General features: G+C 70.1%; 22 protein-coding genes. 2 read left to right on the top strand and 20 right to left on the bottom strand.

Annotation, left to right across the window (positions count from 1 at the left end; all coding sequences use genetic code 11):
* Window positions 1-188: 188 nt before the first annotated feature.
* The 12 genes from QC385_RS30050 to QC385_RS29995 all read right to left on the bottom strand — a co-directional run bounded on the left by QC385_RS30050 (window position 189) and on the right by QC385_RS29995 (window position 12,863).
* Window positions 189-3,035 (bottom strand): DEAD/DEAH box helicase, encoded by a 2,847-nt coding sequence (locus QC385_RS30050; RefSeq protein ID WP_279544527.1) that lies wholly within the window; start codon window positions 3,033-3,035, stop codon window positions 189-191.
* Window positions 3,036-3,091: 56 nt separating this feature from the next.
* Window positions 3,092-3,982 carry a diacylglycerol kinase gene (locus QC385_RS30045; RefSeq protein WP_279544526.1) on the bottom strand — a complete coding sequence of 297 codons (891 nt, stop codon included), beginning with the start codon at window positions 3,980-3,982 and terminating at the stop codon, window positions 3,092-3,094.
* Between the two features lie 31 nt (window positions 3,983-4,013).
* On the bottom strand, window positions 4,014-4,976 hold the full coding sequence (gene tatC, locus QC385_RS30040) for a twin-arginine translocase subunit TatC (RefSeq protein WP_150479898.1): 963 nt from the start codon (window positions 4,974-4,976) through the stop codon (window positions 4,014-4,016).
* Window positions 4,977-5,023: 47 nt separating this feature from the next.
* Complete coding sequence (gene tatA, locus QC385_RS30035) at window positions 5,024-5,308, bottom strand: Sec-independent protein translocase subunit TatA (RefSeq protein WP_059419437.1); 285 nt, start codon at window positions 5,306-5,308, stop codon at window positions 5,024-5,026.
* 259 nt (window positions 5,309-5,567) lie between these two features.
* Window positions 5,568-5,762 (bottom strand): hypothetical protein, encoded by a 195-nt coding sequence (locus QC385_RS30030; RefSeq protein ID WP_279544525.1) that lies wholly within the window; start codon window positions 5,760-5,762, stop codon window positions 5,568-5,570.
* Window positions 5,763-5,807: 45 nt separating this feature from the next.
* A complete protein-coding gene (locus QC385_RS30025) occupies window positions 5,808-6,101 on the bottom strand; it encodes a hypothetical protein (RefSeq protein ID WP_150479899.1) in 294 nt (97 codons plus the stop codon).
* 370 nt (window positions 6,102-6,471) lie between these two features.
* Complete coding sequence (locus QC385_RS30020; protein WP_279544524.1) at window positions 6,472-7,542, bottom strand: helix-turn-helix transcriptional regulator; 1,071 nt, start codon at window positions 7,540-7,542, stop codon at window positions 6,472-6,474.
* An 18-nt stretch (window positions 7,543-7,560) separates the two neighbouring features.
* The gene (locus QC385_RS30015) at window positions 7,561-8,538 is read right to left on the bottom strand and encodes a helix-turn-helix transcriptional regulator (protein WP_086850470.1); all 978 of its coding nucleotides are present in this window, start codon (window positions 8,536-8,538) and stop codon (window positions 7,561-7,563) included.
* 129 nt (window positions 8,539-8,667) lie between these two features.
* Complete coding sequence (locus QC385_RS30010; protein ID WP_019754140.1) at window positions 8,668-9,039, bottom strand: FKBP-type peptidyl-prolyl cis-trans isomerase; 372 nt, start codon at window positions 9,037-9,039, stop codon at window positions 8,668-8,670.
* 61 nt (window positions 9,040-9,100) lie between these two features.
* Window positions 9,101-10,102 carry an FKBP-type peptidyl-prolyl cis-trans isomerase gene (locus tag QC385_RS30005; protein ID WP_279544632.1) on the bottom strand — a complete coding sequence of 334 codons (1,002 nt, stop codon included), beginning with the start codon at window positions 10,100-10,102 and terminating at the stop codon, window positions 9,101-9,103.
* Window positions 10,103-10,232: 130 nt separating this feature from the next.
* Window positions 10,233-11,594, bottom strand: a complete 1,362-nt coding sequence (gene pafA / locus QC385_RS30000) for a Pup--protein ligase (RefSeq protein WP_059419425.1) — start codon at window positions 11,592-11,594, stop codon at window positions 10,233-10,235.
* A 9-nt stretch (window positions 11,595-11,603) separates the two neighbouring features.
* A complete protein-coding gene (locus QC385_RS29995; RefSeq protein ID WP_279544523.1) occupies window positions 11,604-12,863 on the bottom strand; it encodes an MFS transporter in 1,260 nt (419 codons plus the stop codon).
* Window positions 12,864-12,951: 88 nt separating this feature from the next.
* Here QC385_RS29995 and QC385_RS29990 point away from each other — a divergent pair, with 88 nt between their 5' ends.
* Window positions 12,952-13,968, top strand: a complete 1,017-nt coding sequence (locus tag QC385_RS29990) for a LacI family DNA-binding transcriptional regulator (protein ID WP_279544522.1) — start codon at window positions 12,952-12,954, stop codon at window positions 13,966-13,968.
* 223 nt (window positions 13,969-14,191) lie between these two features.
* Here the strand turns inward: QC385_RS29990 and prcA are convergent, their stop codons facing one another.
* From prcA to arc, 5 genes are all read right to left on the bottom strand, one after another.
* A complete protein-coding gene (gene prcA, locus QC385_RS29985; protein ID WP_279544521.1) occupies window positions 14,192-14,968 on the bottom strand; it encodes a proteasome subunit alpha in 777 nt (258 codons plus the stop codon).
* A 69-nt stretch (window positions 14,969-15,037) separates the two neighbouring features.
* Window positions 15,038-15,883, bottom strand: a complete 846-nt coding sequence (prcB, locus tag QC385_RS29980) for a proteasome subunit beta (protein WP_150479904.1) — start codon at window positions 15,881-15,883, stop codon at window positions 15,038-15,040.
* Window positions 15,884-16,220: 337 nt separating this feature from the next.
* Entirely contained in the window at window positions 16,221-16,439 is a 219-nt protein-coding gene (locus tag QC385_RS29975) for a ubiquitin-like protein Pup (RefSeq protein ID WP_030244016.1), read from the bottom strand.
* A gap of 178 nt (window positions 16,440-16,617) precedes the next feature.
* Window positions 16,618-18,129 (bottom strand): depupylase/deamidase Dop, encoded by a 1,512-nt coding sequence (gene dop, locus QC385_RS29970; protein ID WP_338776789.1) that lies wholly within the window; start codon window positions 18,127-18,129, stop codon window positions 16,618-16,620.
* A 234-nt stretch (window positions 18,130-18,363) separates the two neighbouring features.
* Window positions 18,364-20,130 carry a proteasome ATPase gene (arc, locus tag QC385_RS29965; protein ID WP_279544520.1) on the bottom strand — a complete coding sequence of 589 codons (1,767 nt, stop codon included), beginning with the start codon at window positions 20,128-20,130 and terminating at the stop codon, window positions 18,364-18,366.
* Between the two features lie 246 nt (window positions 20,131-20,376).
* Between arc and QC385_RS29960 the strand changes: the two genes are divergently transcribed.
* A complete protein-coding gene (locus tag QC385_RS29960) occupies window positions 20,377-20,682 on the top strand; it encodes a ferredoxin (RefSeq protein WP_059419413.1) in 306 nt (101 codons plus the stop codon).
* Window positions 20,683-20,740: 58 nt separating this feature from the next.
* On the opposite strand, the gene QC385_RS29955 is transcribed toward QC385_RS29960, so the two are convergent.
* The 3 genes from QC385_RS29955 to QC385_RS29945 all read right to left on the bottom strand — a co-directional run bounded on the left by QC385_RS29955 (window position 20,741) and on the right by QC385_RS29945 (window position 24,152).
* Window positions 20,741-21,319, bottom strand: coding sequence for a hypothetical protein (locus QC385_RS29955; RefSeq protein WP_279544519.1), 579 nt, complete (start codon window positions 21,317-21,319; stop codon window positions 20,741-20,743).
* A gap of 345 nt (window positions 21,320-21,664) precedes the next feature.
* On the bottom strand, window positions 21,665-22,567 hold the full coding sequence (locus QC385_RS29950; protein WP_086843993.1) for a tRNA (adenine-N1)-methyltransferase: 903 nt from the start codon (window positions 22,565-22,567) through the stop codon (window positions 21,665-21,667).
* Between the two features lie 49 nt (window positions 22,568-22,616).
* Complete coding sequence (locus QC385_RS29945; RefSeq protein WP_336621335.1) at window positions 22,617-24,152, bottom strand: site-2 protease family protein; 1,536 nt, start codon at window positions 24,150-24,152, stop codon at window positions 22,617-22,619.
* Window positions 24,153-24,370: the final 218 nt, after the last annotated feature.

Below are 24,370 nucleotides of genomic sequence, written 5' to 3'. Positions count from 1 at the left end.
GGTCGCGAAGGGATAGTACGCTCAGCCTTTTACACGCTGCGACATCGTTCGAATACGCCGAGTAGCAGCAAACAGGCATGCGAAAGCCCCTCACCTCAACGGGTGAGAGGCTTCGGCAACGACGCCCCTCTAAGGGGCGCGGGGAACTGCGCGAGCAACCACAACGAACCGGCACCCGCGCAACAAGCTCACCCCACCGACGAGTAGGCGACAACTCCCCGCAGCAACAGATCAACCGCCTTACGGGCGTTCTTCACCACCGAAGACCCTTGCGGAGCCGCGGCGGCGATCTGCCCCAGCACATCGATGACCTGCTTGCACCACCGCACGAAGTCCCCCGCCGGCATCTCCGCCTCGCGCAGCACCTCGTCGAGCCCCTTGTCGGAGGCCCACATGTACGCGGCCCAGGCGAAGCCCAGGTCCGGCTCACGCTGTCCGACACCCTCGGTCTGGGTGATCCGGAACTCCTCCTCAAGGGCGTCCAGCCGCCCCCAGATCCGCACCATCTCGCCCAGCGCGGCCTTGGCCTTCCCCGAAGGCAGCTTCGGCGCCAGCGCGTCGTCCCCGGCGCGTGACTCGTACACCAACGCCGAGACACACCCGGCGAGTTCGGCCGGTCCGAGCCCCTCCCAGACGCCCTCGCGCAGGCACTCGCTGGCGAGCAGGTCCAGCTCACCGTAGAGCCGCGCGAGCCGCTTGCCGTGCTCGGTGACCTCGTCGCCGCGCAGGTAGTCCATCTCGGTCAGCAGCGCCACGATGCGGTCGAACGTCCGCGCGATCGTGTTCGTACGGCCCTCGATACGCCGCTCCAGCTGCGAGGTGTCCCGCAGCAGCCGGTGGTAGCGCTCGGCCCAACGGGCGTGGTCCTCACGGTCGTTGCACCCGTGGCAGGGGTGCGCGCGCAGAGCCGTCCGCAGCCGGGCGATCTCGCGGTCGTCGGCCGCCTGGGAGCGCCGCTTGCGGTGCCGGTCCGCGGGGATGTGCCCGGCCTTGGTGCGCAGCGCGGACGCGAGGTCCCGACGGGACTGCGGGGAACGGGGGTTGAAGGACTTCGGGATCCGCATCCGCTCCAGCGGCTCGACCGGCACCGGGAAGTCGATGGCCGCCAGCCGCTTCACCTGCCGCTCGGCGGTCAGCACCAGCGGGCGCGGCCCGTCGTGGTGGTCGAATCCCCGGTGGCCGTTGGAACGGCCCGCGGGCAGGCCCGGGTCCAGCACCAGCGCCAGGCCCGCGTACTTGCCGGTGGGCACGTGGATGACGTCGCCGGGCTTCAGCTTCTCCAGCGCGACGGCGGCCTCGGCGCGCCGCTGTGCCGCACCCTGCCGGGCCAGTTCGTTCTCCCGGTCCTTCAGTTCGCGGCGCAGCCGCGCGTACTCCTCGAAGTCGCCGAGGTGGCAGGTCATGGAGGCCTTGTAGCCCTCCAGACCCTCCTCGTTGCGCTGCACCTGCCGGGAGATCCCGACGACCGACTTGTCCGCCTGGAACTGCGCGAAGGACGTCTCCAGCAACTCCCGCGAGCGGTGCCGGCCGAACTGTTCGACGAGGTTGACCGCCATGTTGTACGACGGCTTGAAGCTGGACCGCAGCGGATACGTGCGCGTGCCGGCCAGGCCCGCGAGGTGCTCGGGGTTCATGCCGCGCTGCCAGAGCACGACGGCGTGGCCCTCGACGTCGATGCCGCGTCGTCCGGCCCGGCCGGTCAGCTGCGTGAACTCGCCCGGGGTGATGTCCGCGTGCTGCTCGCCGTTCCACTTGACGAGCTTCTCCAGCACCACCGAACGGGCGGGCATGTTGATGCCGAGGGCTAGGGTCTCGGTCGCGAACACGGCCTTGACCAGACCGCGCACGAACAGCTCCTCGACGACCTCCTTGAAGGTCGGCAGCATGCCCGCGTGGTGGGCGGCGATCCCGCGCTCCAGGCCCTCCAGCCACTCGTAGTAGCCGAGGACGTGCAGGTCCTCGTGCGGGATGGACGCCGTGCGCTCCTCGACGAGCGCGCGTACCCGGTGGCGCGCCTCCTCGTCGTTGAGCCTGAGGCCCGCGTACAGGCACTGCTGGACGGCGGCCTCGCAGGCGGCGCGGCTGAAGATGAAGGTGATGGCGGGCAGCAGCCCTTCGGCGTCGAGCCGCTCGATGACTTCGGGCCGGCTCGGCGTCCACACCCGGGAGCGCTGCCTGCGCTCACGCTCGCGGTCGGCCTCGCGCAGCCGGCCGCGCCGGCGGTCCTGGTACGACGGCCGGGACGCCTCCATCCGCGCCATGCGCGTGAGGTCGGGGTTGACGGCCTTCTTGTGGCCCTCGCCCTCCTCGAACAGGTCGTACATCCGCCGCCCGGCCAGCACGTGCTGGAACAGCGGCACGGGCCGGTGCTCGGAGACGATCACCTCGGTGTCGCCGCGGACCGTGTCCAGCCAGTCGCCGAACTCCTCGGCGTTCGACACGGTCGCCGAGAGCGAGACGAGCGTGACCGACTCGGGGAGGTGGATGATCACCTCTTCCCAGACGGCGCCCCGGAAGCGGTCGGAGAGGTAGTGCACCTCGTCCATGACCACGTAGCCGAGGCCCAGGAGCGTCTGCGAACCGGCGTACAGCATGTTCCGCAGCACCTCGGTGGTCATCACGACCACCGGGGCGTCGGAGTTGACGCTGTTGTCGCCGGTGAGCAGGCCCACCTTGTCCGTGCCGTAGCGGCGGCACAGATCGGCGTACTTCTGGTTCGACAGCGCCTTGATGGGCGTCGTGTAGAAGCACTTCTTGCCCTGCTGGAGGGCGAGGTGGACGGCGAACTCGCCGACGATCGTCTTGCCGGAGCCGGTGGGCGCGGCGACCAGCACGCCCTTCCCCGCCTCGAGCGCCTGGCAGGCCTCGATCTGGAAGGGGTCGAGGCCGAAGTCGTACATCTCGCGGAATGAGGCGAGCGCCGTGGCCTGCTCGGCAGCGCGCTTACGGGCTGCCGCGTACCGCTCGGCCGGTGAGAGATCCTCTGTCATCGTGCTTTCGAGCGTACCGGGCCGCACTGACAACAGGACGATCATTATCCGGATCCGTTCCTGTGAAACCGGGGATCGGCGCAGCTCAGGGGCAGCCCGGCTCAGGGGCCTACCACCCGCACGCCCCCGCGCACGCAGCGCGCGCTCAGCGGCAACGGGCCGAGCGGTTCCCCGTCCGCGTACCCGGTGACGCACTCGGCGGCGATCTCGACCCGCGCCGCCCGCAGCACGGTCACCTTCGGATGCTCGACATGGGTCCCCCGGTACACCCGCGGAAACACGCGCAGCAGCGTCGTACGGTCGCAGTCCCCGACCACGGTGATGTCGAACAAACCGTCGGTCAGGTCCGCACCGGGGCAGATCCGCATGCCGCCGCCGTACGACGATCCGTTGCCGACGGCGACGAGGGTCGCCTCGACCTCACGGACCTCGCCGTGGTCGAGCCGGATCCGGTACGGGACGGGCCGGAACGCGGCGAGTTCGGCGACCATCGCGAGGTCGTACTTGAAGCGGCCGGCGGGCCACCTCATGCGGTTGCCCCGGTCGTTGACCCGGGAGTCGAAGCCGGAGGCGAGGACCGTGCCGAACCAGCGGTCCCCCACCTGGCCGAGGTCGATGTCGCGTAGCCGACCGCACTTGAGGGCGTCGGCGATCATCCGGCCCGCGGCGGCCGGCTGGCGCACGGGCAGACCGAGGGCGCGGGCGAAGTCGTTGCCGGTGCCGACGGCGACCAGGCCGAGGGGGGTGCTCGTGCCCGCGACCGCCCGCAGCGCGAGCTGGGCCATGCCGTCACCGCCGACGGCAATCAGCGCTCCGGTGCCGCCCGCGACGGCGGCACGCGCGCGGGTGAGGGCGTCCGGGGCGTCCTCACCGAGCACCGTACGCACCGAGTAACCGGCCGCCCGCAAAGCGGAAGCGGCCGGCTGCGCCGCGCGGGCGCCCCGGCCGCGACCCGCGGTGGGGTTGACGAAGAGGGTGATCTCGCTGGTCACGCGACCGACCCTATGAGCTGCCCGCCGATCTTCAGGTCACGTCGTCATAACCGTTGACCCGGTCCGTGCGCTCCGCGCTCGCCTGCTCGGGCAGCGCGGCGCGGCTGGTCGTCACGGGCTCGATCTCGCCGATGTCGTCGGGGGTGAGGTCCAGCTCGGAGGCCTCGTCGTCGGCGGGGCCCAGGGCATCGCGGCGGCTGCGGCGGCGGTCGTTGAGCAGGGAGAAGAGCACCGCGGCGAAGTACAGGATCCAGATCGGCCCGGCGAGCGCGAGCATCGTGAGCGGGTCGGTGCTCGGCGTGGCGATGGCCGCGAACACCGTGATGCCCATGATCATGCCGCGCCACCAGCCGAGCATGCGCTTGCCGCTGATCGCCCCGGTGCTGTTGAGCATGACCAGCAGCAACGGCAGCTCGAAGGAGAGGCCGAAGACGAGCACCATCCGCATGACCAGGTCGAGCAGGTCGTCCAGCGGGAGGAGGTTGGACGTGCCGCCCGGGGTGAACTCGAGAAGCACCTTCGCCGTGGTGGGAAGCACCGTGTAGGCGAAGTAGGCGCCGATGATGAACAGCGGGGCGCCCGTGCCGACGAAGGCGTAGGCGTACTTCTTCTCGTGCCGGTGCAGGCCCGGCGCGATGAAGGCCCACAGCTGGTAGAGCCAGATCGGCGAGGCCAGGACGACACCGGCCATCAGGGACACCTTCAGCGCGAGCGTGAAAGGAGTGAGCAGGCCGTTGATGGTGATCTGCGCACACGGCTTCGAGCCCGGCTGCGCCTTGGCCAGTTCCGCGAAGGTCTTGTCACAGCCGACCGAGTCGAGGATCGGCTTGGTGATCAAGTTGATGATGTCGTTGTAGAAGAAGGCGGCCACGATCGTCACGAGCACGATGGCCAGCAGCGCCTTCGCGAGCCGGTTGCGGAGCTCGCGAAGGTGCTCCGCGAGGGGCATCCGCCCCTCGGGATCCTTCTCCTGCTTGCGGGCAGACTTCAGCAACCCACGTTCCCATCTCGTGCGGCGGGCCGGAGGTCACCGGCCCTGGGTCAGCGCTTGGTCGTGTCCGTCGGCTCGTTGACCGGGCGCGAGCTGGTCACGTCACCGGGCGCTGCCTGGATGGTGCGCTGCGAAGGCTGCTCGTCGTTGTTGGGCGGGCCGGCCGGGGTCGTGGACGACTTGTTCTCGTCCTTCATCGCCTTGGCCTCGCTCTTGAGGATGCGGGCCGACTTGCCGAGCGACCGAGCCATGTCCGGAAGCTTCTTCGCGCCGAACAGCAGGATGATGACGACGAGGATGAGAATGATCTCGGGGGCTCCGAGCCTTCCGAACATAAGTCTTTACCTTCTCACCGAGGCGGCTGTGGTGGGGTGCTGTCCGACCGGTCGGACATGTGTCCGAACGATCGTGTTGACAGCGATCGTAACGCTCGGGGGTAAACGTGTGGCAATCCCTGTGCATCCCCCGTGCGTACTCCCGTCCGCGGCCAGTGCCTCGTTAACCGGGCCGCGACCAGCAGCGTACCTGTCCGAACCGCCGAGGTGACAGGGCGAAGTGTCCCAAAGCCCGACTCACCGCCACCCGCCGGACAGCTCACAGGGCGTCCACGGACCGGGCCGCGCTCTCCGCCGCCCGCTCCAGGTCCTCCGCGGCACGGTTGATACGGCGAGCCGAGTCCGTGACCTGCCTGCCCAGGCGCTGCGCCTCTACGAAGACCCGCACGGCGAGCACCCCGAGCACGGCAAGACCCACGAATCCCACGGCAATCGCCAACATCGGCCAGAACATGACGCCGAGCCTAGACCCTCCCGGAACGCCGAACGTCCAGACCCTCTACAGGGTCGAATGCAGCCGCAGGGTCCGCACGCCGCCGCCGGTGAGGAGCTCCACGATCCGCTCCCCCGCGGGCTTGCGCACGGACGCACCGCACTCCGGGCAGGTGAAGGAGTAGAAGGTTGTGCGGCTCGTGGCGCCGATGGCGAGGCGCAGGGCGCTCGCGGTGAGTTCGAAGCGCTCCCGGCAGTCCGGGCAGCCCGCCCGGAACACCACCGGGGTCACGCTCGTCATCCCGGCGAACGCGGACTCCACCGTCATGCCCATCGCACCGGACGTCACCGACTCGCTCACAGCCCTGGCTCCTCTTTCTCGGGTCGTTCGCCTTCGGGGCACCCGGGTGGCGCCGGGGCGGGCCGGCTCACCACCGGCGTCGACCAGCTCCGCGCCCCGGCACCGCGGCGGTACCGGAGGACGGCCCTAGGGGGTGTCCGCAAAGTCCCGCCTGCCCCGCGACGCCCGGCACGCTCCCCCAAGCTCTTCCAGCAGGGGAGACCGCCACTCGCCGCACCGGGCGGACGCCCGCGTACAACCAGTACGCGGGCGTCCGCCCGGCACGCCGAGAGCACGCACCGAACGCCGCGAGGCCCACCCTCGGGGCGGACGACGAAACTGTGCGGACACGCCCTGGCAGCCGGCCGTCGGCGCCCTTGGCACCCGCGGCTCACGCGCGCCTGCCGTCCGGCCCGTCCGCCACCGGGTGCGGCCCGCGCACCTCGGCCGCCTCCACCACGTCGGCCGCCGCCAGCGCCTCGATCCCGTCGTACGCCGCCAGCGCCTCGCGGGCCGCCTGCCGGGCGCTGTCCGCCAGCTCGGGCGGCGACACGATCCGGCCGTCGCGCCCGAGCCGCAGCGCCAGGCGCCGCAGCGACGCCGGCTCGGGTGTCCGCAGAGTGATACGCAGCCCGCCGTCGGGGAGCTCATCCGCACTGTCGTGCGGGTAGTACTCGGCGACCCAGCGGCCGCCGGGCCCGACCTCGGCCACGACCTCCGGGTCCTCGGCCGCGGGCTGCACCAGCGCCTCGGACAGGTCCCGCAGCTCGATCTCCGGCGGTGCCGACGGCTCGTCGAGGATCTTGATCTCGGCGACCCGGTCCAGCCGGAAGGTGCGGCGCGCCTCCGAGCGGCGGCACCAGGCCTCGACGTACGTGTGCCCCACGCTGACCAGGCGGATCGGGTCGATCTCCCGCTCGGTGACCTCGTCGCGCGCGGGCGAGTAGTAGCGGATCCACAGCCGGCGGCGCTCGGCGATCGCCCGGTCGACGTCCGCGAAGACCCCGCCCTCGGACTCGAAGGTCACCGACAGCCGCGAGCTGGCGCCCGCCGCCTCGCCGGCCGCGGCCTCCACCTTGGCCGTCGCCCGCAGCAGCGCCTGCCGGTCGCTCTCGCGCAGTCCGGGCAGCGTGGCCACGGCCCGGGCGGCGACGAGCAGGGCGGTGGCCTCGTCGGCGGCGAGCCTCAGTGGCTCGGCAGCCTCCGCCGCCAGGGCGGCCGGGTTGTGCCACCAGATGCGCTCGCCGTCGGTGTCGATGTCGAGCAGGTCGCCACCGCGGAAGCTGGTGCCGCACATGGGCAGCACGTCGAGGTCGGAGACGAGCTCGTCCTCGGTGATGCCGAAGGCGCGCGCGACGTCCTCGACCCGGGCTCCGGGGCGCTCCCTCAGATACGTCACCAGGGAGAGCATGCGTCTGGTCTGGTCGATGGCGTTCACGGGCCTGACCGGTTTGCCTGCCACTGTCTCGTCCGCTCCCCCTCAGCCCTTGGCCACGGCGCGTAGCCGGTCCACCACGTCGGCCCGCAGCTCCGCGGGTTCCAGGACCACCACGTCCGGCCCGAACTCCACCAGCCAGGCGTCCAGCCCGTGGCCGTACGGAATCTCCAACTCGTCCCAGCCGTCACCGAGTTCCCGTACGGAGGTGGCCTTCGCCCGAAGGGGGTACCCCGCGTCCGAGCGCAGCCGGATCCGCGCCGAGCGGTCGGTGATCTCCCCGGCCCAGCTCGCGACGGTCTCACGGACGGTGACGACATCCGGCACGTCGGCGGTGTACCGGCCGCCGCGCGAGCGGACCTTGCCGGTGATCCTGGACAGCCGGAAGACCCGCTCGGCGCCTCGGTCACGGTCCCAGCCCGCCAGGTACCAGTGGCCCCGCCAGCACTCCAGCGCCCATGGCTCCACATGCCGCTGCTCGGGGTGGGCGGCGGTGGCCTTGCGGTAGTCGAAGACGACGGGCCTGCGGTCCCGGCAGGCGAGCATCAGCGGTTCGAACGCCGCCTCGTGCACCGGGATGCGCGGCTCCAGGGCGCCGTGCGACCCGTACGGGTCGACGTCCTCGGGGAGTCCCGCCGCGCGCAGCTTCTGGAGGGCGCCGCTGGCGGCGCCGGCGAGCCGGGCCTGCTGCCAGACCTTGGCGGCGAGCCCGAGTGCGGCGGCCTCCTCGGCGTCCAGGGTGATGGGCGGGAGGCGGTTGCTGTCGCGGCGGGCCAGATAGCCGATCTCGCCGTCGAGGCTCTCGACGGTCTCGATGACCAGCCCGAGTTCGCGCAGGTCGTCCTTGTCGCGCTCGAACATGCGGTTGAAGGAGTCGTCGTTGCCGCCCGGGCCATTGCCGGGGCCGAAGGCCTCGACGTAGGCCTCGATGGAGTCGCGCAGCTCACGCTTGCTGAGCGGCCGCCGCGTCCCGAGCAGACACAGCGCCAGGTTCATCAGACGCTCGGCCTTGGCAATGGCCATCGAAGCGCTTCGCCTCCCTATGGTGCTTACGAGCGATGACCGTACCGCCACACGGTGGCCCGGCAAAAGCCGAGGGCCCATGCCCGAACAGGCATGGGCCCCACGTGATCGAGTCTGTTCGGATCTTGCTCAGACTCCGAGCAGGTCGACCACGAAGATCAGCGTCTCGCCGGGCTTGATCGCCGGGGTCGGGCTCTGGTTGCCATAGGCGAGGTGGGCGGGGATTGTCAGCTGGCGGCGGCCGCCGACCTTCATGCCCTGCACGCCCTGGTCCCAGCCCTTGATGACCCGGCCGCCGCCCAGCGGGAAGCGGAAGGGGGTGCCGCGGTTCCAGCTGGCGTCGAACTCCTCGCCCGTGCTGAAGGCCACGCCGACGTAGTGCACGGTGACGGTCTGGCCCGCCTGTGCGACCGGGCCGTCGCCTTCCCAGATGTCCTTGATCTCGAGGTCCGCCGGGGGCTCGCCGCCCGGGAAGTCGATCTCGGGCTTGTCGATGCTCACGTCTCTAGCTCCTGCTTGTCTGCGGAAAGGCGAACACGCACAGTCTTACATCCCGCGCGCGTCACAGCTTCGCGAGGATGTCCACCGAAAAGACCAGCGTGGAGTCCTTCTTGATGCCGCTGCCCTGCGGCGGGTTGTCCCCGTAGCCCAGCTCCGGCGGGATGACGATGAGGACGCGGCTGCCGACCTTCTTGCCGGTCAGGCCCTGCGCCCAGCCCTTGACGACCTGCTGGAGCGAGAACGACACCAGCTGCTTGTTGGCGTACGACGAGTCGAACTCCTTGCCGCCGTCCCAGAGCACGCCCTTGTACTGCACGAGGACGCTGTTGTCGGCGGCGACCTCCTCGCCGTCACCCTCCAGGACGTATTCCGCGACGAGCTTCTTAGGCGCGGCCGACTTGGGCACCTCGATGGAGGGCGCCTTGCCGTCGGTGTTGGTGCCGACCTTGGGAAGGTCCGCGTTGCCCTGCGGGACTTCCTTGCCCTTGGCGGAGCTCTTGGCGTTGAACGTGTCCTGCACGTCGACGACGAAGACCAGCGTGTCGGTGCCCTTGATGCCCGCCTGCGGGTTGCCCTGCGAGCCGTAGCCCCAGGTGGGCGGGACGGCCATCTCGACACGGCTGCCGGCCTTCTTGCCGGCCAGCGCGTACCGCCAGCCGTCGATGATCTGGCCCTGGGTGAGCTGGATGGCCAGGCGTGCCTTGCGGTCGTAGGAGTTGTCGAAGACCTTGGCGGTGTTCCAGACCTGGCCCAGGTAGTTCGCGACGACGAAGTCGTTCTCCGCGATCGCCTTGCCGCTGCCCGCGACCAGGGTCTTCACCGCGAGCTGCTTCGACGGCTCTGAGCTGCCCTTGGCGATCGTCGGCTTCTCGTCGAACTTCGTGCCCGCGGTGACCGCCGGCAGCGGACCGTCGACGATCTTCGGCGGCGGGGCCGCGGACGGCGCCGAAGCCGAGGGCGACGGGCTGTCGCTGGCCTTGCTCGAGTCGGACTTGTCGTCACCGCATGCGGCGAGCGTGGCAAGTCCAGCGGGTACGGAGATGAGAAGTGAGCGTCGGCGCACTGTGGGGGCCTCGTAATCGGTCGATCTCATTGATGGCGTGCGCGCAACTCTACGGCGTGAGCAGGGCGCCGTACTTGTAACGTACGGCGCCCGTGTGGCGTTCCGGCGATTTCCCCGCCGGCGCATTTCCTCACATTCCGGCGATCAGCTTCTCCACTCGGTCGTCCACGGAACGGAACGGGTCCTTGCACAACACGGTGCGCTGGGCCTGGTCGTTGAGCTTGAGGTGCACCCAGTCGACCGTGAAGTCACGGCGCTGTTCCTGCGCGCGCCGGATGAAGTCGCCGCGCAGCCTGGCCCGAGTGGTCTGCGGCGGTACGGACTTGCCCTCGAAGATCTTCAAGTCGTTGCAGATCCGCGCTGCCTGCCCCTTCTTCTCGAGCAGGTAGTACAGGCCGCGACGGCGGTGGATGTCGTGGTAGGCGAGGTCTATCTGCGCGACGCGCGGATGCGACATGGTCATGTTGTGCTTGGCCCGGTACCGCTCGAGGAGCTTGTACTTCATGACCCAGTCGATCTCGGTGCCGATGCGGTCGAGGTCCTCGCTCTCGATCGCGTCCAGCGTGCGGCCCCACAGCTCCAGGACCTGCTCCACGGTGCCGGTGCGGATGCCGCGGCGGTCGCAGAAGTCCAGGGCCTTCTCGTAGTACTCGCGCTGCACCTCCAGGGCGGAGGCCTCGCGTCCGCTGGCCAGGCGGACCTTGCGGCGGCCGGTGATGTCGTGGCTGACCTCGCGGATCGCCCGGATCGGGTTCTCCAGGGTGAGGTCCCGCATCACCGTGCCCGCCTCGATCATGCGCAGTACCAGGTCGGTGGCGCCGACCTTGAGCAGCATGGTCGTCTCGGACATGTTGGAGTCGCCCACGATGACGTGCAGGCGGCGGTAGCGCTCGGCGTCCGCGTGCGGTTCGTCACGCGTGTTGATGATCGGGCGCGAGCGGGTCGTCGCCGAGGAGACGCCCTCCCAGATGTGCTCGGCCCGCTGGCTGACGCAATACACGGCACCGCGCGGCGTCTGGAGCACCTTGCCCGCGCCGCACAGCAACTGCCGTGTGACCAGGAACGGAATCAGAATGTCCGCGAGCCGGGAGAACTCCCCGTGCCGGGCGACCAGATAGTTCTCGTGGCAGCCGTAGGAGTTGCCCGCCGAATCGGTGTTGTTCTTGAAGAGGTAGACGTCGCCCGCGATTCCCTCCTCGTGCAGGCGTCGTTCGGCGTCCACCAGGAGTCCTTCGAGAATGCGCTCGCCCGCTTTGTCGTGGGTGACCAGTTCGGTCACGTTGTCACATTCGGGTGTGGCGTATTCCGGATGTGAACCCACGTCGAGATAGAGGCGGGCGCCGTTTCGCAGAAAGACATTGCTGCTGCGGCCCCATGACACGACACGGCGGAAGAGGTACCGCGCCACCTCGTCAGGAGACAGGCGGCGCTGTCCCCTGAACGTGCACGTGACGCCGTACTCGTTCTCCAGCCCGAAAATGCGGCGGTCCATGAGGGAACATTACGCCCGATCCCCTGAACTGAAACGGGGTTCGACGGCACGGTTTGGATCATTTTCCGAACCGACGGCAACAACCGCTCCCCCACCGGGAGCTGCGAGTACCCGTCCTGTGGCGGTCAAAACCAGTAGGGACACGCCCCCCGCGACACCCGGCAGGGCGAAGCCCCACAGGGCCCCTCCCGTCTCCACGACGGGCCCCGCGACGCCCGCTCCGACCGAGTGGCCCACGGTGAACGTCGTCACCAGCCAGGAGAACGCCTCGGTGACCGTGCCGCGCGGCGCGTGCCGGTCGACCAGGACGAACGCGCAGGCGATGGCGGGCGCGAGGAAGACCCCGGCGAGCGCGGTCAGCGCCACCATGGGCACCGCGTCCGGCATGAGCATCAGCGGCAGGTAACACACCACCAGAAGGGCTACCAGCACCCGCAGTCGCCGCGCGGGCTCACCGGCCCACTGCCGGGCCCCGTAGACGGAGCCGCCGACCAGCGCCCCGAAGCCCAGAGCCGCCATCAGCCAGCCGTAGACGACGTCGCCGCCGTGGTCGTCCGCGTAGGGCACCGAGGCGACCGTGATGGAGCCGAGGGCGATGCCTATGAACAGGAACGCCGCCAGCAGCGCCAGCAGCCCCGGCGAGCGCAGCGCGCCGAGCCAGTGTGCCTCACGCGGCGCCGACCGCCACGCGCGCGAGGGCGGCGACGCCACCACGGACAGCGCCCCCAGTACCCCGACCACGTTCAGCACCAGCAGCGCGGCCTGGGCGGACCACAGGGACACGCACAGCGTCACGAGCAGCGGCCCGAGGGTGAACATCACCTCCTGGGCCACGGCGTCCATGGCGTACGCGGTGTGCACGTGTTCCTCCTTGCGGAGGACGGACGACCACAGGGCCCGCAGCCCGCCTTCGAGGGGCGGCGTGAAGAGTCCTGCGGCCGCGACGGCGGCGTACGCGAGAGGCAGTGACCCGATCCCGCCGAAGGCGAAGACGCCCATGGCGAGCCCGGACAGGACGGCCGCCGGCAGCTGCACACGCGGCTGCCCGCGCAGGTCCACCAGCCGGCCCAGCACCGGCTGCCCCACGGCGTTGGCGACGCCGTAGACACCCACCAGCGCCCCCGCGACGCTGTACGAGCCGCCTTCGGCCCGCACGAACAGCAGGATCGCGATGGCGGCCGTGGCATTGGGCAGCCGGCCGACCAGCGTGCCGACGAGCAGCCGGGCGGCGTGTCGCGCCCGAAGGATCTCCAGGTATCCCGTGGCCATGTCCCCGCCCTAGGTTTTACGTATAACGTCGAGTTCCATACGTACCATGGCCGCTGTTTACGAGTCCAGACGAAGGAGCAGACCGACGGTGGCACGAGGCAGCACGCGTCCCACGAGCCGGGACGTCGCACAGGCCGCCGGCGTCTCCCAGGCGGCGGTCTCCCTGGTCCTCGGGGACAAATGGCGCGGGCGCGTCTCGGAGGCGACGGCGGAGCGGGTCCGCGAAGCCGCGCGCGACCTGGGCTACCGCCCGAACCTGGCCGCCCGCAACCTCCGCCTGGGCCGCACCCGCACGGTGCTCCTGGTGGTCCCCGCCCTGACCACGGAGTTCTTCGCCGGCGTCTACACGGGCGCCACCCGCGTCGCCGCCGATCACGGTTTCGGAGTGGTCCTGTACCCCTCTCCCGAGGGCATCGGCCCTGCTCCGGACCCCTTCGCCTCCGCCCAGGCCGCCCTGGACGGCGTCATCGCGTCCTCGATGGCCTCGGAGGCCCTGACGGCGATCCGCGGGGAGGCGCTGCCGCTGGTGATGCTGGACAGTGACCCGGCGGGGAGCCTCGGGGCGGCGACGGTGAACCTGGACATCGCCGACGGTGTCCGCCAGGCCGCGGAACATCTGCTGTCCCTCGGCCACCGGCGGTTCCTCCACCTCGCGGCGGACGTACCGTCCTGGACCTTCGAGGTACGCGCCCAAGAGCTGGCGGCTCGTCTGGATGAGGTGCCCGGTACGTCCGTCCGCACGGCCCGCTCACCGATCTCCATCGAGGGCGCGGTGGCCGCGGCCGAAGCCGCCCTCTCCGAGCCCGGCCCCCGCCCTACGGCCGTGATCTGCGACGACGACCAGCTGGCCGCCGGCACGTACAAGGCAGCTCGCCGCCTTGGCCTGCGCGTACCGGACGACCTGTCGGTCACCGGCCTGGACGATCTGGCCCTGGCCACGGCGATCGACCCTGAACTGACGACGGTCCGCCTGGACGCCGAGCTGTTCGGCGAACGGGGCATGGGAGCGCTGCTGGCCGTCCTGGAGGGCCGTGAGCCCGAGAGTGGGGACATCCCGGTGCGGCTGGTGGTACGGGGCTCTACGGCACCACCGGGCTTGCCGTAGCCGCTCGGCGTCGCTGCCGGGGCGGGCCGGGTGCGCAGCTCGGCGCGACGAGGTGCCGCCGCGCCCACCCGTGCCGCCCCTAGCCCCACGCCTGCCCGCAGCCAGGGCGGCCACAACGCGCCCGCACCGAAGCCGCACAGGCCGCCGCAGGCACCCCGGCTCAACCGCCGGAGGCAGCCGCGCGCCCGGGCCGCCGAAACGGCCTGGGCGCGGCAGTGAACGATTACTCGTTGTCCCCGGACGCCTCCGCCTCGGCTTCGGCGTTCGCGTCCGCCTCGGCCTCGGACGCCGTGGTCGCCCCGTCCGCCTCCAGCAGCCGGCTCAGCTGGCGCCCGCTGATCCGCTTGAACTTGCGCTTCTGCGGCCGCGTACGGTCCAGCACCGCCACTTCCAGCCGCTCCGCGGGAATCTCCCGCTCGCTGCCGTTGGTGTCACGGGACAGGGACTGCACCGCCAGCTTCAGCGCCTCGGCCAGCGTCATGCCGTCCCGGTGGCGCTGGTCCAGGTAGCTGCTGATCTGCTCCGCGTTGCCGCCCACCGCGACCGCGCCGTGCTCGTCCACGATGGATCCGTCGTGGGGCAGCCGGTAGATCTGGTCCTGCTCGGTCGTCTCGCCGACCTCGGCGACGACCAGCTCCACCTCGTACGGCTTCTCCCCGACACTCGAGAAGATCGTGCCCAGCGTCTGCGCGTACACGTTCGCCAGGCCGCGGGCCGTCACATCGCCCCGGTCGTAGGTGTAACCTCGCAGGTCGGCGTAACGGACACCGCCGATCCGCAGGTTCTCGTACTCGTTGTACTTGCCGGCGGCCGCGAAGCCGATCCGGTCGTAGATCTCGCTGAACTTGTGCAGCGCGCGGGACGGGTTCTCGCCGACGAACACGATGCCGTCGGCGTACTGCAGCACGACCAGGCTGCGACCACGGGCGATGCCCTTGCGGGCGTATTCCGCCCGGTCGGCCATCTGCTGCTGGGGTGAGACATAGAACGGCGTCGACACCGGTTATCCGTCCCTCTCTTGAAGATTCCGTCGGTTCACTGGACCACGCTCATGAAGAAAGCCGGCCGCTCACAGCAGCGCGGCCCGCGGACCGTCGGGCTGCTCCAGACGCCGCTCCAGAATCGAGCGCGCGATCTCGGACGACTCGTTCTCGGAGAGACGGCGGAAACCGTCCTCGGTGATCACGGTGACGATGGGATAGATCCGGCGGGCGACATCGGGACCACCGGTCGCCGAGTCGTCGTCTGCCGCGTCGTAGAGCGCCTGGACCACCAGCGTCGTGGCCTCGGCCTCGCTCAGGTCCTCCCGGAAGAGCTTCTTCATCGCGCCGCGAGCGAAGATCGAACCGGAACCCGTGGCCGCGTAACCCTGTTCCTCGGAGCGCCCGCCCGTGACGTCGTAGGAGAAGATCCGCCCCTTCTCCCGGTCCACGTCGTACCCGGCGAACAGCGGCACGACGGCCAGGCCCTGCATGGCCATGCCGAGGTTGGACCGGATCATCGTCGACAGCCGGTTCGCCTTGCCCTCCAGCGACAGCTGGGCGCCCTCGACCTTCTCGAAGTGCTCCAGCTCCAGCTGGAACAGCTTCACCATCTCCACGGCCAGACCCGCCGTACCGGCGATGCCCACGGCCGAGTACTCGTCGGCCGGGAAGACCTTCTCGATGTCCCGCTGCGCGATGACGTTGCCCATGGTGGCCCGCCGGTCACCGGCGAGGACGACGCCGCCGGGGAACGTCACGGCCACGATCGTCGTGCCGTGCGGCGCCTCGATCGCGCCCTGCACCGGTGGCAACTTCTTGTTGCCCGGCAGCAGTTCGGGCTGGTGATCGGACAGGAAGTCCATGAAGGAGGCAGACCCCGGCGTCAGGAAGGCAGCTGGCAGACGCCCGGTGCTACGAGTGTTGGCTTCCACGCGATTCCTTCCACGTATGCGACAGCCCGCCCTGTGACGTCGGGCCGATCCTTGGAACAACCCCGGCCCGGTTGCGACCGGGGGCACGGTATGCCTCGGACCCTACCCGTCCTTCGGTGGTGATCCACATGCCCGGCGGAACCAACTCCGCCGGAGCGGCGCCGCACTTGCCCGCCGCCCGCATACGGGCGGGCCACCGGGCTCCGGACACCACCGACGCCCGGAGCGCCGCACGCGAGGGCATCACGTCGTGTTCTGCCCCGCGCACAGCGCTCCGCGCCCGGCTCGTCCGTCACCCACGCACCCCGCTCACCTTCGGGATGAAGGCTCAGGCGCCCTACTGGCCACCCTTTTGCACGAAGGACCGCACGAAGTCCTCGGCGTTCTCCTCGAGGACGTCGTCGATCTCGTCCAGAACCGAGTCCACGTCGTCGCTCAGCTTCTCCTGTCGCTCCTTGAGGTCCTCGGAAGCCTGCGCCTCTGCCGCCTGCTCCTCGACCTCCTCGGTGGACCGGGTGGCCTTCTGCTGTCCGCCGCCGGTGTCCTTGGTCGCCATATCCCTCACCCCGCTCGGTTCGCCCGACACAGTTGCTCGGTCAAGATCAGACCCTACTCGCCGGGTCTGACAATGGCCCCGCAGTTGCTCCAACGTACGGGGACCACCTCGATGATTCCCGGACCTGGGATTTTCCACCCTGTCCGGCGGGCCCCACCCGAGTACCCGCTGAACGCGCTCACCCGCCCGAAAGGACCCTGACCAGGTCTTCCGCCGTACGGCAGCGGTCCAGAAGCTCCTTGACGTGATTACGCGTTCCGCGAAGCGGTTCCAGGGTTGGAACCCGCTGGAGGGAGTCCCGGCCCGGCAGGTCGAAGATCACCGAGTCCCAGGAGGCCGCCGCCACGTCGTCCGCGTACTGCTCCAGGCAGCGGCCGCGGAAGTACGCGCGGGTGTCCTCCGGCGGCGCCGTACGGGCCCGCTCGACGTCCGCCTCGTCCAGCAGCCGCTTCATGCGCCCGCGGGCCACCAGACGGTTGTACAGGCCCTTCTCCGGCCGTACGTCGGCGTACTGGAGGTCGACCAGGTGCAGCCGCGCCGCGTCCCAGTCGAGGTCGTCCCGGCGCCGGTAGCCCTCCATGAGCTCCCGCTTGGCGACCCAGTCCAGCTCGCCGGCCAGGCTCATCGGGTCGTGCTCCAGACGGGTGAGGGTGTCCTCCCAGCGCGAGAGGACGTCCTTGGTCTGGTCGTCGGCGTCGGCCCCGAACCGCTCCTCCACGTACTTGCGCGCGAGCTCGTAGTACTCCATCTGAAGCTGGACCGCCGTGAGCGTACGGCCGCTGCGCAGCGTGATCAGGCGCTTCAGGGACGGGTCGTGCGAGACCTGGTGGAGAGTGCGGACGGGCTGGTCGACGGCCAGGTCGACGGCGATGAAACCGTCCTCGATCATCGACAGCACCAGGGAGGTCGTCCCCAGCTTGAGGTACGTCGAGATCTCCGACAGGTTCGCGTCGCCGATGATCACGTGCAGACGGCGGTACTTCTCGGCGTCCGCGTGCGGCTCGTCGCGGGTGTTGATGATCGGGCGCTTGAGCGTCGTCTCGAGGCCGACCTCGACCTCGAAGTAGTCGGCTCGCTGGCTGAGCTGGAAGCCGTGCTCGTGCCCGTCCTGGCCGATGCCGACGCGGCCCGCGCCGGTGAAGACCTGGCGGGAGACGAAGAACGGCGTGAGGTGGCGCACGATGTCCGAGAAGGGGGTCTCCCGCTTCATCAGGTAGTTCTCGTGCGTGCCGTAGGACGCGCCCTTGTTGTCGGTGTTGTTCTTGTACAGGTGGATCGGTTGGGCACCGGGCAGCTGCGCGGCCCGTTCCGCGGCCTCCGCCATGATCCGCTCGCCGGCCTTGTCCCAGAGGACGGCGTCCCGAGGGTTGGTGACCTCGGGGGCGCTGTACTCGGGGTGTGCGTGGTCGACGTAGAGCCGTGCGCCGTTGGTGAGGATCACGTTGGCCAGGCCGATGTCCTCGTCGGTGAGCTGGCTGGAGTCGGCGGCCTCGCGGGCGAGGTCGAAGCCTCGGGCGTCCCGCAGCGGGTTCTCCTCCTCGAAGTCCCAGCGGGCCCGGCGGGCCCGGTGCATCGCCGCCGCGTAGGCGTTCACGATCTGGGACGAGGTGAGCATGGCATTGGCGTTGGGGTGGCCGGGGACGGAGATTCCGTACTCCGTCTCGATGCCCATTACTCGCCGTACGGTCATGCGGCCCTCCTTGCCCGGCGGCGCCCTCGGTCATGGGCGCCACTCAGATACCGCTGGCGCTCGGTTGCGTGTGCGGTGCCCGTCCCCGCACTGCGCGACTTGGCGGTACGCAAGAGCCTAGAACGCCTTTGCGCTGGTGGGGAGATCATTTGCGTCATTGCGTTGCTCCAGCCGTGGCCTGAAAAACAGTCGGCTGCGGGTACCCGTCGAGGGCACCCGCAGCCGCCCTGCCTTTTACAGGTACTGACCGGTGTTCGCCACCGTGTCGATGGAGCGTCCGGTGTCCGCGCCCTGCTTTCCGGTGATGAGCGTACGGATGTACACGATCCGCTCGCCCTTCTTGCCGGAGATCCGGGCCCAGTCGTCCGGGTTGGTGGTGTTCGGCAGGTCCTCGTTCTCCTTGAACTCGTCCACGCAGGCCTGGAGGAGGTGGGAGACCCGGAGGCCCTTCTGCTTCTTCTCCAGGAAGTCCTTGATCGCCATCTTCTTGGCGCGGCCCACGATGTTCTCGATCATGGCGCCGGAGTTGAAGTCCTTGAAGTAGAGGACTTCCTTGTCGCCGTTGGCGTAGGTGACCTCCAGGAAGCGGTTCTCCTCGGATTCGGCGTACATCTGTTCGACGGCCGTCTGGATCATGCTCTGGACCGTGGAGGCCTTGGAGCCGCCGTGCTCGGCGAGGTCGTCGCCGTGCAGCGGGAGGCGCTCGGTGAGGTACTTGCCGAAGATGTCCTTGGCCGCCTCGGCGTCCGGACGCTCGATCTTGATCTTCACGTCCAGCCGGCCGGGCCGCAGGATGGCGGGGTCGATCATGTCCTCACGGTTGGAGGCACCGATCACGACCACGTTCTGCAGGCCCTCCACACCGTCGATCTCGGCGAGCAGCTGCGGGACGATGGTGTTCTCCACGTCCGAACTGACACCGGAGCCACGGGTGCGGAAGAGGGACTCCATCTCGTCGAAGAAGACGATGACGGGGGTGCCCTCGCTGGCCTTCTCACGGGCCCGCTGGAAGACGAGGCGGATCTGCCGCTCCGTCTCACCGACGTACTTGTTCAGGAGCTCGGGGCCCTTGATGTTGAGGAAGAAGCTCTTGCCCTGGGCCTGGCCGGTCACCTCGGCGACCTTCTTGGCCAGCGAGTTGGCCACGGCCTTGGCGATCAGGGTCTTACCGCATCCAGGGGGCCCGTACAGCAGGACACCCTTGGGCGGCCGCAGTTCGTGCTCCTTGAACAGGTCCGGGTAGAGGTACGGGAGCTCGACCGCGTCGCGGATGGCCTCGATCTGGCCGCCGAGACCACCGATCTGCTCGTAGCCGATGTCGGGGACCTCTTCGAGGACGAGCTCCTCGACCTCGCTCTTCGGCACGACCTCGTAGACGTAGCCGGAGCGGGGTTCGAGCAGGAGGGCGTCGCCGGCGCGGATGGTGACGTCCAGCAGCGGCTCGGCGAGCCGTACCACCCGCTCCTCGTCGGTGTGCCCGAGCACCAGGGCCCGCTCGCCGTCCTCGAGGATCTCCTTGAGGGTGACGATTTCACCGACGCGCTCGTACTCCATGGCCTCGACCACGTTGAGCGCTTCGTTGAGCATCACTTCCTGGCCGCGCCGGAGCTCGTCGAGCTCGACGCTGGGGCTGACGTTCACCCTGAGCTTGCGGCCGCCGGTGAAGATGTCGGCGGTGCCGTCCTCGTTCGCCGTCAGGAAGACACCGAAGCCGGCCGGCGGCTGCGCGAGCCGGTCGACTTCCTCCTTGAGGGCCACGATCTGGTCACGGGCCTCACGGAGCGTGTTGGCGAGTCGCTCGTTCTGTGCGGACACGCCGGCCAGATTGGTCTGAAGCTCGACGATCCGCTCTTCGAGAATCCTCGTGTGCCGCGGAGAGTCGGCGAGCTTGCGTCGCAGGACGGCGATCTCCTGCTCAAGGTAGGCAATCTGCCCGGCCGGGTCGTCGGACCCGCGTCCCGGGCGGATGCCGCGGTTCATGTCGTCGTCGTGGGCTGCCACGGTCCTCACCTCCTCCAAGGGGAGCTGGACGCTTCCAGACCCTACCTGGGCGGGTGTCGATTGAAACCCCTAGATCACAAAGACGGTCGGGGTGTGTCCGATCTTCACCCTTGCGCTCTCCCTCACGCCAGGGGAATACCCAGCGAACATGATTGGAACCCAGCCGAAGGTAGGGTCGAAGCGTTCAACACCCGTCAGAGCTGGCCGGATTCCCGACGCGGCTCGACGCATGAAACGGCAGGAGACATGAGCGTGCAGCAGGAGGCCGGGGTCGAAGGCGAGGCACTGGAGGTCTGGATCGACCAGGACCTGTGTACCGGTGACGGCATCTGCGCCCAGTACGCGCCCGAGGTGTTCGAGCTGGACATCGACGGTCTGGCCTATGTGAAGAGCGCCGACGACGAGTTGCTCCAGGACAAGGGCGCGACAACGCCCGTTCCCCTGCCGCTTCTCACGGACGTGATCGACTCGGCGAAGGAGTGTCCGGGCGACTGCATCCACGTACGTCGAGTTTCGGACAGGGCCGAAGTGTACGGACCGGACGCAGAGTGACCACTTCTCTACGTTCGGTTACTGCTGTCTGATATCTCACACATGATGCGCACGGTCCTCACACGCTGCGGGCACCGGCCGGCGCCGAGCGCACGAACGCGCCGTTCTGCCAACGCCATTTCGCGTCACTGTGCACATCGGGGCAGCAACGGGGCACATCGGGCGACGAATAGCCGAGGAGCGCGGCCGTGACGGCGCCGTCGCGCACGGCGAAGTCGCCGACGGTGGTGCCGCCCTTGGGGTCGAGCAGGGTCGCCACCACGCGCGGTGCGCCGCCGTCGGCGCCCCGGGTGAGGACGTACACGCCGTCCGGCGGGGTGCCCATCGGGGAGTCGCAGTGGACCACGGCCACCGTCTCGGGGTGGCCGTCGCCGTCGAGGTCGCCGGAGGCCTTCTTCTTCACCACTGCCTTCACCGGTCCGCACTCGATGGGGAACTCCACCGCGGCCGGGTCGGGCGCGGCCGCGTTCGCCGGCGCGCTTCTGGTCTCGGGGGCGGACGGCTGAGCGGCCGTCGCCGCGCCGGGCTGGAGGACCGAGGAGAGGGCCACGACACCGGCGACTGCCGTCGCGGTGGCGAGCCAGTGGATGGGGCGGGTGTGGGTGTGGGCGAGCTCCGGGACGGCGGAAGGCTGCACTAGGAGTGTCTCCTGAGGGCTGTGCCGGTGGTGGGGTGGCCAGCATGGTGCCACACGTCACACGGCGAGGGAACGGCGGGGTGTGCACGTCCCGTGCCGGGGAAGTCAGAAGGGTTACGGTCCCTGCCGCTGTTTCAGCGGGCACCTGCCGGCGCGGGGCCGCGGCCGGCCCGTGTCACATCGGAAGGGCGGTCCGTGGGGGGCCTGTTTCAGGTCAAACAGACACACGCTGGTTCACTCGCCGCCCGGCCACCCCGGGCAACAGTGAGGCGCCGTGGCGGAGTTCGGACCGGGTCCGGGAACTCCGCCACGGCGCCTGTGCGTTGTGCGGGGCGGCGGGCCGTCTCAGCGGCCGCTGCCGCCGTCGGCGTTGGGGCCGGCGTAGTCCTCGCCGTAGGCGCCCTTGGCGGGGCGGCGGCGGCGCATGGGCGGCTCGACACCGTCGGCGAGGCGGCGGGCGGTGAGCAGGAAGCCGGTGTGGCCGATCATCCGGTGGTCCGGGCGGACCGCCAGGCCCTCGATGTGCCAGTTGCGGATCATCGTCTCCCAGGACGTCGGCTCGTTGAAGCAGCCGATCTCGCGGATGGACTCGACGGTCCGGGCGAGCTGGGTGGTGGTCGCGACGTAGCAGCACAGGATGCCGCCGGGGACCAGCGCCTTGGAGACGGCCTCCAGGCACTCCCAGGGGGCGAGCATGTCGAGGATGACGCGGTCGACGTCGGCGTCGGACAGGTTGTCCTGGAGGTCACCGACGGTGAGCTGCCAGGCGGGGTGCGGGCCGCCGAAGTAGCGCTCCACGTTCGCCTGGGCGATCTCGGCGAAGTCCGCGCGGCGCTCGTAGCTGTGCAGCATGCCCTGGTCGCCGATGGCGCGCAGCAGGAAGCTGCTGAGCGAGCCGGAGCCGACCCCGGCCTCCACGACGCGGGCGCCGGGGAAGATGTCGGCGAAGGCGAGGATCTGCCCCGCGTCCTTGGGGTAGACCACGGCGGCGCCGCGGGGCATGGACAGGACGTAGTCGGGGAGCAGGGGGCGCAGCGCGAGGTAGGCGACGTTTCCGGTGGTGCGGACAACGCTGCCCTCGGGAGCACCGATCAGTTCGTCGTGCGGGAAGGAACCCTTGTGGGTGTGGAAGTTCTTCCCGGCCTCGAGCGTGAACGTGTAGTGGCGGCCCTTGGGGTCGGTCAGCTGTACCTGGTCCCCGACCTTGAAGGGCCCGCGCCTGCGGGCGGCACCGGTCGGTTCGGACATGTGACCAGCCTACCGGCACCTGAGAGGGCCTCCGACCACGGTCCGGCCCCTAGGAGGGACGGGCCATGGCCTTCACGAAGGCCCGCTCCACATCGGCCGCGGACAGGACGCCGTAGATCTCGCCGGTCTCCTCGACCACGAGGTACTCGGTCGCCGGGGTGGCGCGCAGGGCGTCCAGGAGTTCCTCGCCGGACAGTTCCGCCGAGACGCGCATTCCGTCGGTGAGGTCCTGGGCGAGGCCGCTGACCGCGACCCAGGGGCGGCGGTGCTCGGGTACGCCGACGATGGCGGCCTCGCGGACGAGGGATACAGGGTTGCCGTGGGCGTCGACGACGACCAGGGCGCGGGCTCCGGCGGCGTTGGCGCGGCGCAGGGCCTCCGAGAGCGGGGTGTGGGTCTCGACCGGGACGGCACGGCGGGTGAGCGCACGGGCGCGCAGTTCGGGGAGGTGCTCGCGCAGGCGGGCCATGCGCAGGCTGTTGCCGGCGCCGGTCCAGATGATCGCGGCGAGGATGGCGGCGAGCAGGGCGTCCAGGACGGTGTCCATGCCGACGTTGTCCACGGCCTCGGTGCCGAGGGCGCCGGACTGGGTCAGCAGGGGCAGGCCGATCAGGACGGAGACGGCGAGGGCGCGGCCGACCCAGGCGGCGGCGACGGTGCCGGTCATCGGCTTGCCGGTGATCTTCCAGACGACCGCGCGGAGCATGCGTCCGCCGTCCAGGGGCAGGCCGGGCAGGAGGTTGAACGCGGCCACGATGAGGTTGGAGATCATCAGGCCGGCCAGCAGGACGCCCGGGACGGTCCCGGGTTCCACGGTCTGCACGGCGGCGTAGAAGACACCGGCCAGGACGAGGGAGAGCAGCGGCCCGACGAAGGCGAGCACGAACTCCCGTCCGGGGGTCTCGGCCTCCTTCTCGATCTCGGAGACGCCACCGAAGAACTGGAGCTGGATACGGCGGACCGGGAGCTTGAAGCGGAGGGCGGCGACCGTGTGGGCCAGCTCGTGCACCAGTACGGACGCGTAGAAGGCGACCGCGAAGAACAGCGAGACCAGGTAGCGGGAGGCGCCGAGCTCGGGCAGCACGCGCTCCAGCTGCCCGCCGAACACCCAGGTGATCAGCGCGGCGACGAGGAACCAGCTGGGCGCGACGTAGACGGGCACGCCGAACGGCCGCCCCATCAGCAGTCCGCCTCGCGGCTCCGGGGGGCGCTGGGGCGCGGGGCCCTTGCCGTCCGCCGAGTGCGCGAGGTGACGGTCACCGGGGCCGGAGGTGGCGTGCCGGCTGTGCGCATCGGGCTCACTCGCGGCAGGGTCTGTGTACGGGCCGGTGGCGTAGGCACGGTCGGGGTGCGCGTCGGCCTCCGGCGGACGGCTGCCGTCGTGCTCACCCCCGGCAGAGTCTGTCTGCGGGCCGGTGGCGTAGGCACGGTCGGGGTGCGCGTCGGCCTCCGGCGGACGGCTGCCGTCGTGTTCACCGTGGGCGGGAGCCTTGCGGAGGGCATCGGCCGCGGAGCCGTCCGCGTGCGCGTCAGTCGCCGAACGGCGGCCGCCCTGGCTCTCGCCGTGAGCCGGGGCCTTGCGCAGGGCATCGGACTCGGGGCGGTCGGAGGGCGCGTCCGTCTCGGTGCGCTGATTGCCTTGGTGTTCGCCGTGGGCGGGAGCCTTGCGGAGGGCATCGGCCTCCGGACGGTCGGCGTGCGCGTCCGTCTCCGCGGGGTGGGTGTCTTGGGGCTCGCCGTGGGCGGGGGGCTTGCGCGGGGCCGCGGCCTCCGGGTCGTACGCCCGTGCGCCGGTCTGCGGGC

The organism is Streptomyces sp. DH10, from assembly GCF_029813805.1.
GTDB classification, from domain to species: domain Bacteria; phylum Actinomycetota; class Actinomycetes; order Streptomycetales; family Streptomycetaceae; genus Streptomyces; species Streptomyces coeruleofuscus.
Note: the sequence above shows the minus strand (reverse complement) of the source record. Positions and strands in the feature narration are given on the sequence as shown.

Excerpts from the sequence above, each read along its gene's own strand:
- QC385_RS30050 (WP_279544527.1), bottom strand. The coding sequence starts at position 3,035 with ATGATCGTCCTGTTGTCAGTGCGGCCCGGTACGCTCGAAAGCACGATG.
- tatA (WP_059419437.1), bottom strand. The coding sequence starts at position 5,308 with ATGTTCGGAAGGCTCGGAGCCCCCGAGATCATTCTCATCCTCGTCGTC.
- QC385_RS30030 (WP_279544525.1), bottom strand. The coding sequence starts at position 5,762 with ATGTTCTGGCCGATGTTGGCGATTGCCGTGGGATTCGTGGGTCTTGCC.
- QC385_RS30015 (WP_086850470.1), bottom strand. The coding sequence starts at position 8,538 with ATGGCCATTGCCAAGGCCGAGCGTCTGATGAACCTGGCGCTGTGTCTG.
- pafA (WP_059419425.1), bottom strand. The coding sequence starts at position 11,594 with ATGGACCGCCGCATTTTCGGGCTGGAGAACGAGTACGGCGTCACGTGC.
- QC385_RS29995 (WP_279544523.1), bottom strand. The coding sequence starts at position 12,863 with ATGGCCACGGGATACCTGGAGATCCTTCGGGCGCGACACGCCGCCCGG.
- QC385_RS29975 (WP_030244016.1), bottom strand. The coding sequence starts at position 16,439 with ATGGCGACCAAGGACACCGGCGGCGGACAGCAGAAGGCCACCCGGTCC.
- dop (WP_338776789.1), bottom strand. The coding sequence starts at position 18,129 with ATGACCGTACGGCGAGTAATGGGCATCGAGACGGAGTACGGAATCTCC.
- QC385_RS29960 (WP_059419413.1), top strand. The coding sequence starts at position 20,377 with ATGAGCGTGCAGCAGGAGGCCGGGGTCGAAGGCGAGGCACTGGAGGTC.
- QC385_RS29950 (WP_086843993.1), bottom strand. The coding sequence starts at position 22,567 with ATGTCCGAACCGACCGGTGCCGCCCGCAGGCGCGGGCCCTTCAAGGTC.